Here is an 18,140-nt window from a genome sequence, read left to right on the forward strand (position 1 = left end):
AAAAAGAGGGCCTTACGGCCCTGAACTTATTGATGCGTAACCACAATCAGACGCAGTGCGTCCAGTCGCCAGTTGGCCTCATCCAGACTCTCCAGCACCTGCTGGCGATTGCTTTCTAACGCCTCGACTTCATCGTCACGGATGTTGGGGTTCACGGCTCTCAGGGCTTCAAGACGGGATAACTCGGCCCCCAGCTTTTCGCCTGCCTCACGCCGCGCCGCGTCAATGACGGCGCGCGCTTCACTGACGACTTCTTTTTCGGCCAGCGTAAGAATCGCGTGAACATCCTGCTGTACGGCATTCACCAGCTTACTGCCAGTATGGCGGTTAACCGCATTCAACTGACGGTTGAAACTCTCGAACTCCACTTTACCGGCCAGATTCGTACCGTTGCGATCTAACAGCAGACGCACGGGCGTTGGCGGCAGGAAACGGGTGAGTTGCAGATGTTTCGGCGCCTGCGCTTCCACCACATAGATCATTTCGACCAACAGCGTTCCCACGGGTAAGGCCTTATTCTTCAGCAATGACAGCGCACAGCTCCCGGTGTCACCCGACAGGATCAGATCCAACCCATTACGGATTAACGGATGTTCCCAGGTGATAAACTGCGTATCTTCACGCGAAAGGGCCTGATCGCGATTGAAGGTGATCGTGCAGCCATCTTCTGGCAGGCCCGGGAAATCCGGCACCAGCATATGATCCGATGGCGTCAGCACAATCAGGTTATCGCTGCGGTCTTCCTGATTGATTCCCACGATGTCGAACAGGTTGAGGGCAAAGTTAACCAGCTCGGTATCATTGTCCTGCTCGGCGATGGTATTCGCCAGCGCCTGAGCGGCGTCGCCACCGTTAGAGTTCAGTTCCAGCAGGCGATCGCGGCCCTGTTCCAACTGGGATTTCAGCGCGTCATGCTGCTTGCGGCATTCAATGATGAAATCATCAAAACCGTCGCTGTTTTCCGGCGCAGCCAGATAGTTGATCAGCTCTGCGTGAACGCTGTCATAGATTGCTCTGCCGGTCGGACAGGTGTGCTCAAACGCATCCAGCCCTTCGTGATACCAGCGCAGCAGCACGGCCTGCGCCGTTTTCTCCAGCCACGGCACCAGAATCTGGATATCGTGTGCCTGACCAATACGGTCCAGACGACCAATACGCTGTTCCAGCAGATCCGGGTTAAACGGCAGATCGAACATGACCAGACGGCTGGCGAACTGGAAGTTACGGCCTTCGGAGCCAATTTCGGAACACAGCAGCACTTGCGCACCGTTCTCGTCTGAAGCAAACCAGGCAGCGGCCCGATCGCGTTCAATAATCGACAAGCCTTCGTGGAACACCGCAGCGCGAATCCCTTCCCGTTCACGCAAGACCTGTTCTAACTGTAGCGCCGTCGCGGCCTGAGCGCAGATCACCAGCACCTTCTCTTTACGGTTACTGGTGAGATAACCCATAAGCCATTCAACGCGTGGATCGAAGTTCCACCAGGTGCCGGTATCGCCTTCGAATTCCTGATAGATCTGCTCCGGGTAAAGCAGGTCGCGCGCACGCGCCTCTGCGCTTTTGCGCGTTCCCATAATACCGGACACTTTAATGGCGGTTTGATACTGCGCAGGCAGCGGCAGACGGATCTGGTGCAGCTCACGTTTAGGGAAGCCTTTCACACCGTTACGCGTATTACGGAACAGAACGCGGCTGGTGCCGTGGCGATCCATCAGCATAGAAATGAGTTCTTTGCGCGCGTCCTGCTTGCCTTCACGGTCGCTGTTTGCCACCTGCAGCAGCGGTTCAATGTCCTGCTCGCCGACCAGCTCATTGATCATATTCATCTCGCTTTGTGAGATGGCATGATCGGCCAGCAGCGAGGTGACCGCGTCCGCAATCGGACGGAAGTGCTGCTGCTCTTCAACGAAGGCGGCAAAATCATGAAAACGATTAGGATCGAGCAGGCGCAGACGCGCAAAGTGGCTCTCCATGCCCAACTGTTCTGGCGTTGCCGTCAGTAACAGGACGCCCGGCGTTTTTTCGGCCAGTTTTTCGATAACCTGATATTCACGGCTGGGTTCGCCTTCGGACCAGGCCAGGTGATGGGCTTCATCGACCACCATTAAATCCCAGTCGGCCTCCGCCAGCTTATCCAGACGCTGTTTATTACGACGGACAAAGTCCAGCGAGCAGATAATCAACTGCTCGGTGTCAAAGGCATTATCACTGTCATGCTGTGCTTCGGCATAGCGATCGTCATCGAACAGGGCAAACCGCAGGTTGAAGCGGCGCAGCATTTCTACCAGCCACTGATGTTGCAGGGTTTCCGGCACCACAATAAGCACGCGCTCAGCCCGGCCCGCTAACAGCTGCTGCTGGATAATCATGCCGGCTTCAATGGTTTTACCTAAGCCCACTTCATCCGCCAGCAGAACGCGCGGCGCATGGCGACGACCCACATCGTGAGCAATGTGCAGCTGGTGTGGAATCAGGTTGGTGCGCATGCCGCGCAGACCGCTGACAGGCAGACGATACTGCTCACTTTGGTATTTACGTGCACGAAAACGCAGGGCGAAGCGATCCATACGATCAAGCTGGCCTGCGAATAACCGGTCCTGAGGCTTACTGAACACCAGTTTGCTGTCGAGCATCACTTCGCGCAACATAACGTCGGTTTCCTGGGTATCAAGGCGCGTACCGATATAGGTTATCAGGTCATTGTCATTGCGGACTTCATCGACCTGCATCTGCCAGCCTTCGTGGCTGGTAACGGTATCACCCGGATTAAAAATCACGCGAGTGACCGGCGAGTCGTTGCGAGCGTAGAGGCGATTTTCCCCTGTGGCCGGAAAAATCAACGTGATCATGCGAGTATCAATCGCCACCACGGTGCCTAATCCCAGTTCACTTTCTGTATCACTGATCCAACGCTGACCTAATGTAAAAACCATATAATTTTTGCTCGAATTTTTAACGTTTTTGAAGGTGTTCCCCATTCTCAGGCAATAGCATGTCAACCAGGCAAAAGGGCCTGGCACGTCATGTCAGAGCAGTGAGTTTTGAGGAAGGGCATTATGGTACTGGATGGCAGGGCATTCGTCACCTGTCAAAAAAGCCCTAACTGCCCGGTAATGAGTGTAGCAAAGTCACCCTCGACAAAGGGCAGAATGCCTTCGGCTACGGGTTGCAGCTGTTTTGTGACGTAATGATCGTAGTCCAGCGGCGTGGTTCGGGCCTCCACGGGCTCAGGGCCGCCGGTGGCAATCACATAGCGAATGCGGCCGCCGGTCTGGTATTGCAGCGGCCTGCCCAGTTTACGGTTTTGTTCATCAGCCAGGCGGGCGGCGCGAACGTGCGGCGGCACGTTCCGTTCATACTCGTTCAGCGGGCGGCGCAGGCGCTTTTTGTAAATCAGCTGATCGTCCAGCTCGCCCGCCAGTAATTGCGCCACGGTGGTACGGACATACTCCTCCCACGGCTGGCGATGAAATATCCGGCTGTAAAGCGCCTGCTGAAACTGCTGCGCCAGCGGCGTCCAGTCGGTACGCACCGATTCCAGCCCTTTAAACACCATACGTTCACCTTCGGCCTCCCGAATTAAGCCGGCATAACGTTTCTTACTGCCCTGTTCGGCACCGCGAATGGTGGGCATCAGGAAGCGGCAAAAGTGATTTTCATACTCCAGCTCCAGTGCGCTGGTCAGGCCGTATTGCTGTTGCAGATGCGTGCGCCACCAGTGATTAACCTTCAGCGCCAGCGAGCGGCCAATGGCTTCTGCATCGGCTTCACTGTGGGCGGATTTGAGCCAGACAAAAGTTGAGTCGGTATCGCCATAAATCACATCATAGCCTTCGGCTTCAATGAGTTCGCGGGTTTGCTGCATGATGGCGTGACCGCGCAGGGTGATGGAGGAAGCCAGCCGTGGGTCAAAAAAGCGACAGGCGCTGGTACCCAGCACGCCGTAAAACGCATTCATGATGATTTTCAGCGCTTGCGACAGCGGTTTATTACCCTGCTGTTTTGCGGTTTCACGTCCCTGCCAAATCTGTTCAACGATAGCCGGCAGGCAGTGCGTTGTGCGGGAGAAGCGTGCCTCGCGGAAACCGGTGACGGAGTCAGCGTCAGCAGGGTGCGCCAGGCCGTCAATCAGGCCGACGGGATCGATCAGGAAAGTGCGGATAATCGACGGGTACAGGCTTTTATAATCCAGCACCAGCACCGAATCATACAGACCGGGACGGGAATCCATTACGTAACCACCGGGGCTGGCCTCTGGTGCAACATCGCCAGGATTAGGCGCAACAAAGCCGACCCGATGCATGCGGGGGATATACAGATGACTGAAGGCGGCGACGGAGCCGCCGTGGCGATCGACTGCCAGCCCGTTGACGGCTGCGCGCTCCAGCAAAAACGGCATAATCTCGGTTTTGTGGAAGATGCGCGTCACCAGCTCACAGTCTTTCAGGTTATAGCGCGCCAGCGCCGGTTTATCGTTGGCAAAACGCCAGTTGATCTCTTCCATGCGCTGCCACGGATTATCAATGGCTTTGCCTTCACCAAGCAGCTGCTGCGAGACAGCCTCCAGACTAAAGGAGGGAAAGTCCCAGAAAGCGGATTTCAGCGCATCAATACCATCGATAATCAGGCGTCCGCTGGCCTGGGCAAAAAAAACGCCGGGTTTAAAACCGTGCTCTCGCCACTCCAGCACGGCCTGCTGTCGGCCAAGACGCAACGGAATGCCGTAGCGGTCGGCGTGTTTTTGCAGCACACGCAGGTCAAACTGCACCACGTTCCAGCCGATGATCACATCCGGGTCGTTGTCGGCAAACCAGCGATTAAGCGCGTCCAGCAACTGCGGGCGGCTTTCAAGGTAGATGAGTTCGAAATCCAGTGCGCTGGCATCACCGTTAGGCGGCCCCAGCATGTAAACCTGGCGCTGACCGCAGCCCTCCAGACCGATGCAGTAAAGCTCCCCGTGCTGAGTGGTTTCGATATCCAGCGATACCCACTTTAGCGGCGGGCGGTAATCAGGATGAGGTTTAAGACGAGCGTTAACCACCGAATCGCCCTGAATATCTCCATCGAACCACACGGGCGCGGTGATAAACCGTTCCATCAAGTAGCGCTCGGGGGGACGGATATCGGATTCATAGAGAGGAATACCGTTTTCACGCAGTTTTTTTTCAATCCACTGCAACTGACGGTGCTGGCGGCAGTAAAGGCCAAATACCGGACGGCGGCGAAAATCTTTTAACTGCAAAGGTTGGATGCGCAGCTGACGCTCGTCCTGCAACAGCGATTCCACCTGGGCCTGATATTCAACGGGAATAAAGGTTACCGATTCCTGCGCGGGCAGCACGACGCGCTGAGCACCTGAATCGGTGGCCAGCCAGAGCGTAATTTCAGTGCCTTGCGGCGTATCGCGCCAGTGACGGCTGAGCAGAAACCCTGCGCGGGGCTTATTCACGTATTCTCCAGGCAGACAGCGAGTCGGAAGTGTAGGTTAAAAAGTATAACATGGATATTTATACAGTGTCTGCCGGTGCGTTTTGTCAATATTGACCTACAATTCTTGCCTTGACGCTGTGATGTCTGCTCTGGACAATCCAGCCTTCTGCTTTTTCTGAGGATTGATATGGAAGCCTGGGTTGAACACCTGATTACACAGTCGCTGGAGTGGGCGCTGTTTGCCGTGGCGCTGGTGACATTTCTGGAGTCATTAGCGTTCGTGGGGCTGTTACTCCCCGGAACCGTGATGATGGCAAGCCTGGGCGCGCTGGTCGGTAGTGGGCAGATAGGATTGTATCCGGCCTGGGCGGCGGGCTTCGTCGGCTGCCTGTTGGGCGACTGGGTATCTTATGGCATTGGCTGGAAATTTCAGGGGCCGCTCCATCGCTGGAAATACCTGCAAAAGTACAAAGGGTTACTGGATAAGACCGAACATGCGCTGTATCAGCACAGCATGTTTACCATTCTGGTCGGGCGCTTTGTGGGACCAACCCGACCGTTAATCCCGCTGGTGGCGGGCATGCTGGAACTGCCGGTGCGTAAGTTTCTGCCCCCCAACCTGATCGGCTGCATTTTATGGCCACCGCTCTATTTATTGCCGGGTATTCTGGCAGGCGTCGCGATTGATGTACCGAAAGAAGCCAGGGGCGGTCATTTCATCTGGCTGTTATTGGGCGTTGCTATTCTGGTGTGGCTGGGATGCTGGCTGTGCTGGCGCTGGTGGCGCAGCGGTAAAACCCGCGACTGGGCGACGGCGTATTTGCCGCCGCAACGCCTGCGCTGGCTGGCACCGCTGAGTTTTGTCGTCGCCGTTGCAGCCTTTATCGGCATCCAGTTTCACCCGATGATGCCGATTTTCCGCCACCTGTTGTGGCAGGTCTTTATTGGCTAACGAAGCGGGATGCCGAGCACATCGGCTTCCCGTATTTCGCCTGATAACAGTCTGTCCGTCGCGCCATCCCAGTAAACCCGTCCGTCCACCACGACAACACTGCGTGGCGCAATCTGCTGCGCATCTTCAAGGCTGTGCGACACCATCAGCAACGTAATCGCGCGGGTTTCGCAGACGGTACGCACCAGATGAAGCATCTCACCGCGCAGGGCCGGGTCAAGCGCCGAAAAAGGTTCATCCAGTAGCAGCAGCGGGCGATCGCGGAGTAAACAGCGCGCCAGCGCAACGCGCTGGCGTTGTCCACCCGAGAGCTGACCCGGCAGGCGCGTCAGCATATCGCTTAACCCCACCTGGTGGGCGATAGCCGCGACCTGCTGACGTTGCACTGAATTAAGCTTCAATCCTGGATGTAAGCCCAGCCCCAGATTTTGTTCAACGTTAAGATGTGGAAACAGGTTGTTTTCCTGAAACAGCATCGACACCGGTCGCTGAGCGGGTACGCTGTGGGTGTGATCGACACCGTCGATCGTCAGACTGCCCTGGCTGACAGGCAGAAAGCCGGCTATCAGATTTAACAGCGTGCTTTTACCCGCGCCGCTGGGGCCTAGAATAGCCAGCCGTTCGCCGCGAACGGCGTTCAGAGAAAAACGCATCGGCAAATGCTGATACAGGTAAGTCAGATTATTCAGTGTCAGCATGGCGACCCGGTAATTTTTCCATCAGAGTGAACAGAGACAGGCAGAGTAACAGCAGTATCAGCGCAGTCACGGCCCCATCTGCGCCGCGATAGGAACCTATCTGCTGATAAAGGTAGAACGGCAGCGTGCGGAAATCCGCGTTGCCAAACAGCGCGACAATGCCGAAGTCACCAATTGACAGGATGCAGGCAAATGCCAGCGCCTGCGCCAGTGGACGCTTTAGTGCTCGCCGTTCAATCAGCCACAGACGGTTCCAGCCGCTGATGCCCAGTGCGCCGCACAGGCGGGTGTAACGTTCAGCGATATCTCGCATGGGGTTTTCCAGCACTTTCAGCGCGTAGGGAATGGCGATTAACGCATTGGCAAAAATGACCACGCCATCCGGGGCGTCGGGCAAACCGACCGTCGCGTTCAGCAGCAGGAAAAAGCCGGTTGCCAGTACAATACCGGGCATCGCCAGAATCAACATACCGCTGCTGTCCATGGCTTGTGCGGCGACATTACGCTGCCGCAGGCGCAGCTCCCGGCTGCTCCACAGCAACATCGTGGTCAGCACCACACATAACAGCCCGGCACCGAGCGCGATCCGCAACGAGGTCAGGGTGGCCTGCCACAGCGCCGGTTGCTGTAACGCGCCCTGAATCCCGCCCTCCAGACCATTCACAATCACCGCCAGCAGCGGAGGCAGCAGCAGCAGCAGCGCGAAAACAATCATCACGGCGTCACTGACGCGTGACAGCGTGGAGTCCTGAGGATCGCGCCAGCCCTGCAGCTGTGGACTGCCAGCCGGAATGGCTTTACTGAAGCGTTGGCTGAGGATCACCAGCATCAGGCAACAGCAGAGCTGAATAAGCGCCAGCAACGCAGCCCGGCCAGGATCGTAGTCATAACTTAACGCCTGGAAGATGGCCAGTTCGATAGTGGTTGCTTGGGGGCCACCGCCCAACGAGAGTACGGTGGCAAAACTGGCAAAGCAGAGCATGAAGATCAGTGCGCCCGTGGGCAGCAGCTGGCGGCGCAGCCAGGGCCACTCAAGCAATCGGAACTGATGCCAGCCACGTATGTTCAACTGGGCAGCCAGCTGCCGCTGTTCGGCAGGGATGCTTTCCAGTGACTGAAGCATCAGGCGCGTAGCCAACGGCAGATTAAAAAATACGTGCGCCAGTAAAATGCCCTGCAGCCCGTAAGGTGAGAAGTGATAGTCCACACCAAGCCACGCGCAAAGCTGTGCCAGCCAGCCCACCCGACCATAAACGGTGAGCAGGCCAAACACCGCGACCAGCACGGGCAGTACCAGGGTCATGGCGCACAGGCGCAGCAACCACTGGCGGCCAGGAAAGCGGCGTCGATAAAGGGCTCGGGATAGCGGAATGGCCGGAAGCAGAGAGAGCAGGGCAGAGAGCAGGGCCTGACCCAATGAAAAGACCATCACATGGTGCAGATAATCATCCTGCAGTACCTTCAGCCAGTCGGTCGCCGGTGCCGCCATCCACAATGACGCAAATGCCAACAGCGCCACGCTGCAAAGCAGTAGCGTGGCGAGGGAACCCGGAATCAGCCAGAACGGAATTAACGGCTGACGGCGCGTTGCCATTGGCTAACCCATTGCGAACGGTGGCTGGCGACCTCTTCGGGCGAGAACTGTAATGCGGTTTTTGGCACGCTGAGTGAGGCAAAGCCAGCTGGCAGGTCGGTTTTGATCACCGGATACATCCAGTTGCCGGTCGGAATGGTGTTCTGGAAAGCTGGCGTCACCATAAATTGCATAAACTGCTGCGCCAGTTTTGGCTGTTTACTGTTGGCCAGTCTGGCCGCCACTTCTACCTGCAGATAATGGCCTTCGGCAAACGGCGCAGCGGCATAGTTATCTTTTTTCTCTTCGATGATGTGGTAAGCCGGCGATGTGGTATAGCTCAGCACCAGATCGCTTTCGCCTTTCAGGAACAGACCATAGGCTTCACTCCAACCCTTGGTGACCGTGACGGTTTTTTTCGCCAGCTTTTGCCAGGCTTCAGGGGCCTTATCGCCATAGACTTTTTGCATCCAGAGTAACAAGCCAAGGCCGGGCGTGCTGGTGCGCGGATCTTCATAAATCACGCGCCACTTCTCCGGGCTTTCCACCAGTTCTTTCAGGCTTGTAGGGGGATTCTTCAGGGTGTTTTTGTTATAGACGAACGCAAAGTAACCGTAATCGAAGGGCACAAATGTGGTGTCTTTCCAGCCGTCCGGCAGCTGCAGTTTGCTGGTATCCACGTCGCTTTTGGCGAAAAGGCCGGTTTGTGCCGCCGCCTGCACGAGATTGTTGTCCAGGCCTAATACCACATCGGCCTTGCTGTTTTTGCCTTCCATGCGCACGCGGTTCAGCAGGGATACCCCGTCTTCCAGGGCAACAAATTTCAGTTCGCAATCGCACTGGGCTTCAAACGCTTTTTTTACGGCCGGGCCGGGGCCCCAGCCAGCGGAAAAGGAGTCGTAGGTGTAAACCGTCAGGACAGGTTTGGCGGCGAATACCGGGGTAGAAAGTAACAGCAGCACGGGCAGGACGTTTTTTAACACTTTGCGCTCCTAATGGCGGCAGGGTTGAGTCGCAAAGGATCTGAGCAAAGTAGCCTCTCAAATCCCTACGTCGGTATTAACCGATTCAGGTTCGACGGGTATTTCTCAGCGCTCTGACACTGTGGAAAGAGGCACCCCGTTGAGAACGTGACATTCTAGTCATTTAACGGTCAGGGGGGAAGGCTCACAGCGTGGGCGGGGCAAACCAGGCGGATTTAAAATCAAACCAGCCCAGCGTATTCATTCGGACGCCGCGCATGCTTCGCTGGCCCTCCAGCAGTAGCCAGTGGTGAAACAACGGATGGAGCCAGTTATTCTCAACCAGGTGTTTACCCCATTCGGCAAGGGGAAGCGTTTTTTCCCGCCAGCGCGCGGCATCCTGCTGCCAGTTAACCGGCAGGCAGTGCTGCATCAACGGCGTTTCGTATAACAACGCAAACAGTGAATACTCAAGTGGCAGAGTAAAATTGACGCTGCCCAGCCAGATATCGCTTTCACCCTCGCCCTGATGCCAGCTCTCGTAACTGACCTCTCGGGTTGCCAAAGCAACGCCATGTTCTGCCAGCAGTGGACGCAGGGCATCCGTAATGCTGACATGCTCAATATGCTGATTATACCAGGTCAGCGTCAGCGTCGTGAGGCCGGCAGGTTTTTCCACCGGGGTCAGATCGCGGCGATGGTGCCAGCGGGGCAGCAGGCCGTAAGCCGGGAACCAGTAGCGCTGATAACCCATGCCCGCCTTATTGAGGAGTGCAATCGGATTAAGCAGGTAGCTTACCCAGCGCCGGATGTCCCGATCGGCAGCTTTTTCTGAACGCTGATCGAACAGTAAATAGTAGCAACCCTCTTCGAGGCGGCTCTCTTCCTGTTTCTCATCGGCATTTTCGCCCTGCAGACGAACGCCGGCATACACCAGCTCGTCGCTGATCTCGGGCAGGACCCAAACTGACACGTCATCGATCAACGCGCGATAGCCAAAATAATCATCAAACGCTTCGATCTTCAGCTGGCTTTGCTGATTGCGTATCACCCGATAGGGGCCAGTTCCCACAGGCTGGCGGGCAAAATCGCGGATTTCAGGCCATTCACGCGGCAGAATCATGGCGCTGACGCTGCCCAGTAGCCAGGGCAGCCAGCTGTCGGGCTGGTCTAAATAAATATCCAGCGTCCAGGGAGCAGGGGAATCGATCCGGTGGATATGGGAAAACAGAGGATGCTGGCGCTGACGTTCAAGACTGGCGATAACGTCGGCCATGTCCAGTTCCCGGCCATGGTGAAAACGGATGGCCGGCCGTATATAGAAGCGCCAGTGACGATCCGAGGTCTGCTGCCAGTGATGGGCGATATCGGCTTCGATTTCCCCCTTTTCCTCATTTATACGGGTCAGGCCGCTAAAGATCTGGCGGGCAATATGGGTTTCGGAACGGCGCAGTGGCGATCCGGGCAACAGATTGAGCAGAGGACGGTAGTAAAGGACGCGCAAAATATGTTTGCCCTGGCGAAAACTGCGCCCCAGGTGCGCGCTAATCATCTGCCTGACCTGGTTTTTATCCCCCACCAGTTGAACTAACTGATCGATACGATCCTGCTCTAGCAGGTCTTCGGCACGCTGCTGCTGCAGTGCCAGCCCGGTATAGCAGAAGGTGAGCAGGGAGCGTTTTCCCCGTCCGGCTTCGGCCTGCCAGGTCAGCCAGCCAGCCTCCTGCATTCTGTTTAGCAGGTTTCGCATATGGCGACGCGAACAGTGCAGCAAATCAGCCAGTTCACCCAGGGTTGTTTCCTGCGATTGCCCCTGGCAACTTTGCCACAGACGAATGAACTGCTGCTTCAGACGTGATGAAGACATAAAAGAGGAACTCCCTGAGAAACGTGCTCTGTTTTTCTTACCTCATTTTAGAGGCAAGCTTTCCTGTAATGGAAGAGCGGGAGGCATTCAGTCATGAATGGCGCTCTGACATGGACTGGCAGCGATGTCTGTCCCTTCTGAGTCGTGTGTTACCATTTCGCCAGCAGCGTTATTCTGCTGGCTTTTTTCGCTTAGGGTAACGGTTCTTTACCGGAGACGGGCGTCAGCACCTTATTCATATTGATGCCCGTCACCTGAAAACCGGCGGTGTCGTAAAGCTGACGTGCAGAGGGGTTATCTGCCGCGACGCGCAGCCTGATTTGCGTGAAACCCTGCTCAATGAGCCGCTTTTCTAACGCCGCCATGGACGCCCGGCCGAGGCCTTGTCTGCGGAAGGCCGGGAACAGGTAAAAGTCATTGATAAAGACGGATCTAAACGCCAGGTCCGGTTTGTACCACAGGTAACCGACAGGTTGTGCGTTATCCCTACTGGTGTCAGTGATAGACAAAATAACGTGCCCGGTCGTTTTTTCGCCGTCAGGGAAGCTGGACAGGATAGTCTGACGAGCCTGTCGCAGCGCATCCTCTTGTGAAATGCGGTCATTGCTGACTATCTCTGCGGCATAATCAGCAATGAAATAAACTGTAAACGCAGCGAATTCGTCAGCGGTTAGCGGCCTGAAAGTAATCATGTCTCGTTCTCGTCGTGAAGGTGGCAGTCATAAAACAGTGTACTGGCGATGAAACGCGAGGCAATTTTGTTGATGATTACCTACTAAAAACCTTATCCGGGCAGCCTGAGCCGCGCCACCAGGTACGAAAGGTTTCGCAGGCAGAAGGCCATAAGAAAGCGGCAACACGCGCGGTATAACCTGACATGCAGTAGGCTATGAGCATCATCCGTTTGTTATTTTACGTTGAGTATAATCAGGCAAAATGAAGGGCTGACGCCCATCAGTCATGCAACCTGTTTATCACTTTCATCCTGTAAGGGACCTGGCATGAAATCGTTGTTCTCGCTCTTCAAGCGCTTTAATCCTGTCTTTTTTGCCTTTATGGTAACCGCATTTATCCTCGGTATTGCCGGTGCTTTGCAGGCACCCACGCTAAGCCTGTTTTTATCACGGGAAGTGCAGGTGCCGCCGCTGTGGGTAGGACTGTTTTTTACCATCAATGCCATTGCAGGCATTGTGGTGAGCATGATGATCGCAAAGCGCTCCGACAGCGTCGGCGATCGACGTAATATCATCTTACTGTGCTGCATCCTTGCCCTGGCAAACGCCATACTGTTCGCGTTTACCCGCCATTATCTGACGCTGATAACCTTAGGTGTGCTGCTCTCATCGCTGGCGAATGTGGCCATGCCACAGCTCTTTGCGCTGGCGCGAGAATATGCCGACAGTGCTTCGCGCGAAGTGGTGATGTTCAGCTCCATTATGCGTGCGCAGGTGTCGCTGGCATGGGTGATTGGGCCACCTTTGTCGTTTGCGCTGGCGCTGAATTTTGGTTTCGTGACGCTGTTCAGCGTGGCGGCCGGGCTGTTTTTTATCTGTTTTCTGCTGGTCTGGTTCACGGTGCCCTCGGTGCCGCGCACCGCTTCCCTGATGCAGTCGGGCGGTATTCCTCTTAGCGGCTGGCGTATTCGTGACGTGCGCGTCCTGTTTGCTGCATCGACCCTGATGTGGACCTGCAACACCATGTACATCATCGACATGCCGTTGTGGATCAGCAATGATTTGGGCTTGCCCGAAAACCTTGCCGGTCTCTTAATGGGCACGGCCGCCGGGCTGGAAATCCCGGTCATGATCCTGGCGGGCTTCTATGCCAAACGCTGGGGCAAACGCAATATGATGGTGGCAGCGGTTGCCTCAGCCGTGGTGTTTTACAGCGGACTGATTCTGTTTCACAGCCATCTGGCATTGCTGATCCTGCAGGTGTTTAACGCCCTGTTTATCGGCGTAGTCGCAGGCATCGGGATGTTGTGGTTTCAGGATCTGATGCCCGGACGGGCTGGGGCGGCCACAACCCTGTTTACCAACAGCATTTCGACCGGCATTATCCTGGCGGGGTTATTTCAGGGCATGCTGGTTGAACATTTTGGTCACGGCAGCGTGTACTGGGTAATTGCCGCGATTGCTGTGCTGACGCTGGTGATGATACGCAAAGTTAAAGACGTTTAATACGCGCGTTCCCCCGGAATAACAGTGCCGGGGGAACGGTACTTTAAAGAACAATCCGCTTAATATCGCCTATGATAAAGGTATAGGCGACTAAGCCAATAACCGCCGTGATGCCGATATACACTAACGCATAAAAAAAGCTGCTCGTCATTGAAATAATAATGCCAATAATCAGGGGTGCCAAAATCGAGGCCATATTGGCGCAAAAGTTAAATATACCGCCAGTGAAACCTGCCATTGAAGCAGGTGCAATATCCGCGATAATTGTCCAGCCCAATCCAACCATGCCTTGACCAAAAAAGGCAATGGACATAATAATGATCACGGCGCTATCTGAACTCATCCAGTTAGCAGCAATGATCATGCCTGAAAGAATTAAGCCGCTAATGACTGGGAGTTTTCGGCTCAGATTAATAGAGCCCGTTTTACTTAATAATTTATCAGACAGCCAACCGCCAAAGAAAACGCCTACTGCGGCAGCCATAAACGGCCACACTGAGAAAAAACCCACCTGAAGCCATTCAAGTTGCCGTTCTTTCGCTAAATAGGTGGGGAACCATGTCAGGAAAAAGACCAGTGTCGTATTTCCAGCGAATTGTCCGAGGCTGGCACCGATGATTTGCCGACAGCATATTAAACGTTTAGCATCGGGCCAGTTAAAAGGCGTGTTTTTGATTTTTTCGATAGGTTCATTGTTGAGAATATATTCAATTTCTTCCTGGTTGGCTTTTTTTGATACTTCAGGTTCATGATAAAAACGCCACCAAATAAACGTGAAAATAATACCGGCCCCGCCGGTGATCAAAAAAAGGCTGCGCCAGCTATGATGCTCCAGAATGATATAGAGTAAGGGCGAAAATGCCGCCAGGCCAATATATTCCCCGACAGAATAGGTTGCGGTGGCGCGAGCACGTTCATGACGAGGAAACCATTTTGTTACTACGCGGCTATTGACCGGAAAACACGGAGCTTCGCTTAGCCCCAGTCCCAGCCTCAGTAAGATCAATGATTTGAGTCCAAAAGTAAAGGTTTGCAGTAGGGTGAAAATCGACCAAAACATAATAGAAAGCGCATAGGTCAGTTTGTTACCAAAGCGATCTAAAAACATCCCACCAGGGATTTGTGCCAACGTATACGTCCAGGCGAAAGCAGAAAAGGCAACGCCCATCATGGCAGGATCGATGTCAAGTTCACTGGTGATTTTTGGCGCAACGATGCCCAGGATTGTGCGATCAAGATAGTTAATCATTGTACCAATGGATATTAATAGCAGAATAACCATTCTGACTTTCGTGGGTTTCTTTTTCTGCATGTACCTGCCAGTCTGTTCCTCTTGGTATGACTTTTTCATGGTGTATTCCTGAAGTTTAAACTATTTTTTGATGTTTTTTTTACATTAAAAAATAGTCTGACATTGCTAATCTTTTTTGCTTTTTTATAGCATTTTTCTAGTGCCATTAATTTTGACCTGAGTACATAATTAGTTCTTTTGACGATGATAAAGTAGGGATAGATGATTTACTTTTTATTTAAAGGCAAATGCCATGAACCTGAAGCAACTTTATTATTTTAAACGCCTGTCAGAAACTGAGCATTACACAGAAGCAGCATCCAGCCTTTTTATCACCCAGCCATCGTTGAGTCATGCTATCGCAGAGTTAGAAAAGGAGTTAGGCGTATCACTCTTTTCCCGTCAGGGCAGAAATGTGAGGATTAGCGAAAGTGGTAAATGCTTTTTACCCTATGTTGAGACGGCACTTTCAGCATTGGAAAATGGCAAGGAGGTGCTAAAAAATAATCAATTTCTGTGCCGGGAAAATATCCGGATTGCGTTTATCTATACTATGGGGGAATATGTTGTTCCGCAAATTATCAACAAGTATTCCCAACACTTGTGTCATAACGATGTGACATTCTCTTTTAAACAGGGAACGTCAGTTGTGTTGTTGCAGTCACTAAAAGCGGATAGGGTTGATATGGTCATTTGTTCTCGCATTGGCGACGATCCTGATATTGAATTTATCCCGGTGATTGAACAAGAATTAGTGGTGGCGGCGGCGAAAGATCATCCGTTAGCGCGTTTATACGACAGTGAAGTTGATTTAGCAGAGACCATCCGTTATCCCTATGTCTATTTTTCAGAAAGTAGTGGGCTACGTCCATTTATTGATGGAATCTTTCAACAGCAAAAGCTGTCACCGGACATTGCCTGCTATGTGGAAGAGGATTTGGCAATGGCCGGATTGGTCAGTATCGGTTATGGTATCGCCATCATGCCAAGGATTGCGGCACTCGCGAACTACAATATTCATATCCTGACGATCAAAAATTCGCTCCCACCCCGTTATATTTGTCTGGCGACGATTAAAACCAAAAAGCTTTCACCCGCTGTGCTTAGGCTAAAAAACTTTATTATCGCGAACAGCCAGGTCGCCCAAAAACATGCCCAAAGCACGGCTTTGGGCATGTCAGCATCTAGGAAAGCGTCTCCATCATCTCCCGCAACTGTGTAACGGCGATTTGCCCTGGTGCCGAGGACTGGCCCAGGGTGCCAAAAGTCATTGCTGAACCGAACAGGCGTCCGGTTACCCGACTGACACCGCCCATTTTTCCCATCGACATAGTGATAAGCGGCCGCGTTGCGTAGCACTCTTTCATTAACAGGGTGGCAGACAGCAGCGTCAGCACATCCTGTGGTGTCTGAGGCATTACGGCGATCTTCGGCAGGTCTGCACCTAAATCCTGCATGCGGCGCAGCCGGTAAATGATCTCTTCCTTCGCCGGTGTTTGGTGGAAATCATGATTACTCATAATGACCTTAACACCGACGTTATGGGCCTCGCTTACCAGCGAACGGATGCGTGACTCATCATTAAACAACTCAATATCAATCACATCAGCCAGTCCGCTTAAGGCGGCCGCACGGTTGAGCGCGAAGTATTCGTCATCACTGATTTCCGCCTCGCCGCCTTCTTTTTTACTGCGGAAGGTGAAGAGCAGCGGTGTTTCCCCCAGTTGCTGACGAATGTCGGCCAGCGTCAGTAAGACTTCACTCACGTCTTTCCCATCGATGAAGTGGTCGACGCGCCATTCAATAATGTCTGCCTTTGCTGTGGCCAGTAACTGCGCTCCGGCCTGAAGGTCAGCGCGAGTACGGCCTGTCAAGGGCACACATAGCAGCGTTTGTCCCTGTTGGAATATGATGTTTTTAACCCTAACCGTTTGAGTCATAGTCATTCCTGTTTTAACTGTTCAACTGCTTGCTGAGGCAGTTTGGCTGCGTTTTTCCGCACAATGAAATTGAAGCTGGCGGGAACCGATATAAAGCGCAAGGATAAAACCTGCCACCGCAATAATTAGATCAAACCACATGATGCTGGCGATACTGATTCGTGAAAGATGTGCTGTAAATAAAGGGATGGTAAAACTGGCCAGACTGCCGGCGGTGTAAAAGACCCCTGTCGCAAAGCCTTTCGCATGGGGAAAACTCATCGCCATGATCGTTGCCCCCAGTTGCATAACGCCGCCTGCGGCCGCAAACCCAAAGACGAATGCAAAACCAGTAACCATTTGTGGCGTCGGATAGAGGCAGACGATCAGCACTGAGAGGGCCGACAAGAAAGTGTAAATGATCATCGCAATGGCTGAGCTCAACACTTTTTTCACCATGACCGCCGTGACGAATACGCAGGTCAGCGATCCTGCCGTGTAGATACTGAGTAATTTCACCGATGCGGTATAGGACATACCAGCGACAAACTGCCCATACTGTGCCAACCATTGGCTCACCAGATAAAAGGTCGCCATACTGATATAGCCGTATAAGGTGAACACAACCATATCCAACTGATACAGACGACTACGCGGTGGGGTTGCCACCGTGGCTGATCCTTCCGCGATGTTCTGTACCCGATGATCGGGAAACGGCATCTTGATCAGGTAGATTCCGCTCATCATCATTAAGGCTGCTGCCAGCACGAATGACCAACCAAACCACAAATCCGCCCAGATAAGCAGGCTAATGATAAACGGCAATAAAAATTGCCCGGCGGAGACAAACGCTTTAATCAGCACGTTAGCGCGGCTGGCCGAGTCCGGGAAAGCCTCCATCAGCGTCGGATAGGTGGCTGAATCAAGGAAACTGTTTGCCATACCTGCCAGCACGCCAAAGATATAAGCCGTATAAATATCTCGGGTAAACAGAATACCGATGAAAAACGCCACGTAACTCATGATGCCCAAAAAGACAAAAGGCTTGCGGCCAAAACGATCCGACAGAAAACCGGTAATGATGGTAATCAGTTTGCCAATGCCCAGTGAGGAAATCACAATCGATACGCCCGCCGCATCGGTGTTCCATTGCACCTGCAGGTTAGCCATATTGAGAGTGATGACCAGCACGCCCATGCCATGAATGAGATAATTGAGATACAGCCCAGCGGCGGTGGGAATATATTTGTTTTTCATCTCTGTCATCC

At 53.6% G+C, this 18,140-nt stretch carries 13 protein-coding genes and 1 riboswitch; of the genes, 3 read left to right on the forward strand and 10 right to left on the reverse strand.

What is annotated here, in order from left to right; translation table 11 throughout:
- Positions 1 to 26 precede the first annotated feature (26 nt).
- A complete protein-coding gene (rapA, locus tag FBY13_RS04525; RefSeq protein ID WP_063881107.1) occupies positions 27 to 2,933 on the reverse strand; it encodes an RNA polymerase-associated protein RapA in 2,907 nt (968 codons plus the stop codon).
- A 155-nt stretch (positions 2,934 to 3,088) separates the two neighbouring features.
- Positions 3,089 to 5,449 (reverse strand): DNA polymerase II, encoded by a 2,361-nt coding sequence (gene polB / locus FBY13_RS04530; protein WP_145393600.1) that lies wholly within the window; start codon positions 5,447 to 5,449, stop codon positions 3,089 to 3,091.
- Between the two features lie 168 nt (positions 5,450 to 5,617).
- Here polB and FBY13_RS04535 point away from each other — a divergent pair, with 168 nt between their 5' ends.
- Positions 5,618 to 6,382 carry a DedA family protein gene (locus FBY13_RS04535; RefSeq protein ID WP_096010967.1) on the forward strand — a complete coding sequence of 255 codons (765 nt, stop codon included), beginning with the start codon at positions 5,618 to 5,620 and terminating at the stop codon, positions 6,380 to 6,382.
- On the opposite strand, the gene thiQ is transcribed toward FBY13_RS04535, so the two are convergent.
- The 5 genes from thiQ to FBY13_RS04560 form a co-directional block, all read right to left on the reverse strand.
- The gene (gene thiQ, locus FBY13_RS04540; protein ID WP_145393601.1) at positions 6,379 to 7,080 is read right to left on the reverse strand and encodes a thiamine ABC transporter ATP-binding protein ThiQ; all 702 of its coding nucleotides are present in this window, start codon (positions 7,078 to 7,080) and stop codon (positions 6,379 to 6,381) included. The two genes, FBY13_RS04535 and thiQ, sit on opposite strands and share 4 nt — an antisense overlap.
- Complete coding sequence (gene thiP, locus FBY13_RS04545; protein ID WP_145393602.1) at positions 7,064 to 8,674, reverse strand: thiamine/thiamine pyrophosphate ABC transporter permease ThiP; 1,611 nt, start codon at positions 8,672 to 8,674, stop codon at positions 7,064 to 7,066. The genes thiQ and thiP overlap by 17 nt, the downstream gene beginning before the upstream one ends.
- Positions 8,650 to 9,636 carry a thiamine ABC transporter substrate binding subunit gene (gene thiB, locus FBY13_RS04550; RefSeq protein ID WP_145393603.1) on the reverse strand — a complete coding sequence of 329 codons (987 nt, stop codon included), beginning with the start codon at positions 9,634 to 9,636 and terminating at the stop codon, positions 8,650 to 8,652. The genes thiP and thiB overlap by 25 nt, the downstream gene beginning before the upstream one ends.
- Positions 9,637 to 9,680: 44 nt before the next feature.
- A riboswitch (TPP riboswitch) is annotated at positions 9,681 to 9,785 on the reverse strand.
- A 35-nt stretch (positions 9,786 to 9,820) separates the two neighbouring features.
- Complete coding sequence (gene sgrR / locus FBY13_RS04555) at positions 9,821 to 11,482, reverse strand: HTH-type transcriptional regulator SgrR (RefSeq protein WP_145393604.1); 1,662 nt, start codon at positions 11,480 to 11,482, stop codon at positions 9,821 to 9,823.
- Positions 11,483 to 11,673: 191 nt separating this feature from the next.
- Positions 11,674 to 12,174 carry a GNAT family N-acetyltransferase gene (locus tag FBY13_RS04560; RefSeq protein ID WP_145393605.1) on the reverse strand — a complete coding sequence of 167 codons (501 nt, stop codon included), beginning with the start codon at positions 12,172 to 12,174 and terminating at the stop codon, positions 11,674 to 11,676.
- A gap of 309 nt (positions 12,175 to 12,483) precedes the next feature.
- Here FBY13_RS04560 and FBY13_RS04565 point away from each other — a divergent pair, with 309 nt between their 5' ends.
- The gene (locus FBY13_RS04565; RefSeq protein ID WP_109716550.1) at positions 12,484 to 13,662 is read left to right on the forward strand and encodes an MFS transporter; all 1,179 of its coding nucleotides are present in this window, start codon (positions 12,484 to 12,486) and stop codon (positions 13,660 to 13,662) included.
- A 43-nt stretch (positions 13,663 to 13,705) separates the two neighbouring features.
- Here FBY13_RS04565 and FBY13_RS04570 read toward each other — a convergent pair whose 3' ends face one another.
- Positions 13,706 to 15,013, reverse strand: a complete 1,308-nt coding sequence (locus FBY13_RS04570) for an MFS transporter (protein ID WP_145393606.1) — start codon at positions 15,011 to 15,013, stop codon at positions 13,706 to 13,708.
- A gap of 193 nt (positions 15,014 to 15,206) precedes the next feature.
- Here FBY13_RS04570 and FBY13_RS04575 point away from each other — a divergent pair, with 193 nt between their 5' ends.
- A complete protein-coding gene (locus FBY13_RS04575; RefSeq protein WP_145393607.1) occupies positions 15,207 to 16,175 on the forward strand; it encodes a LysR family transcriptional regulator in 969 nt (322 codons plus the stop codon).
- Here the strand turns inward: FBY13_RS04575 and aroD are convergent.
- Positions 16,138 to 16,893 (reverse strand): type I 3-dehydroquinate dehydratase, encoded by a 756-nt coding sequence (gene aroD / locus FBY13_RS04580; protein WP_145393608.1) that lies wholly within the window; start codon positions 16,891 to 16,893, stop codon positions 16,138 to 16,140. The genes FBY13_RS04575 and aroD overlap by 38 nt on opposite strands.
- A 21-nt stretch (positions 16,894 to 16,914) precedes the next feature.
- Positions 16,915 to 18,129, reverse strand: a complete 1,215-nt coding sequence (locus tag FBY13_RS04585) for an MFS transporter (protein WP_145393609.1) — start codon at positions 18,127 to 18,129, stop codon at positions 16,915 to 16,917.
- Between the last annotated feature and the right edge of the window lie 11 nt (positions 18,130 to 18,140).

The organism is Pantoea sp. SJZ147 (assembly GCF_007828605.1).
Lineage (GTDB): Bacteria > Pseudomonadota > Gammaproteobacteria > Enterobacterales > Enterobacteriaceae > Pantoea > Pantoea allii.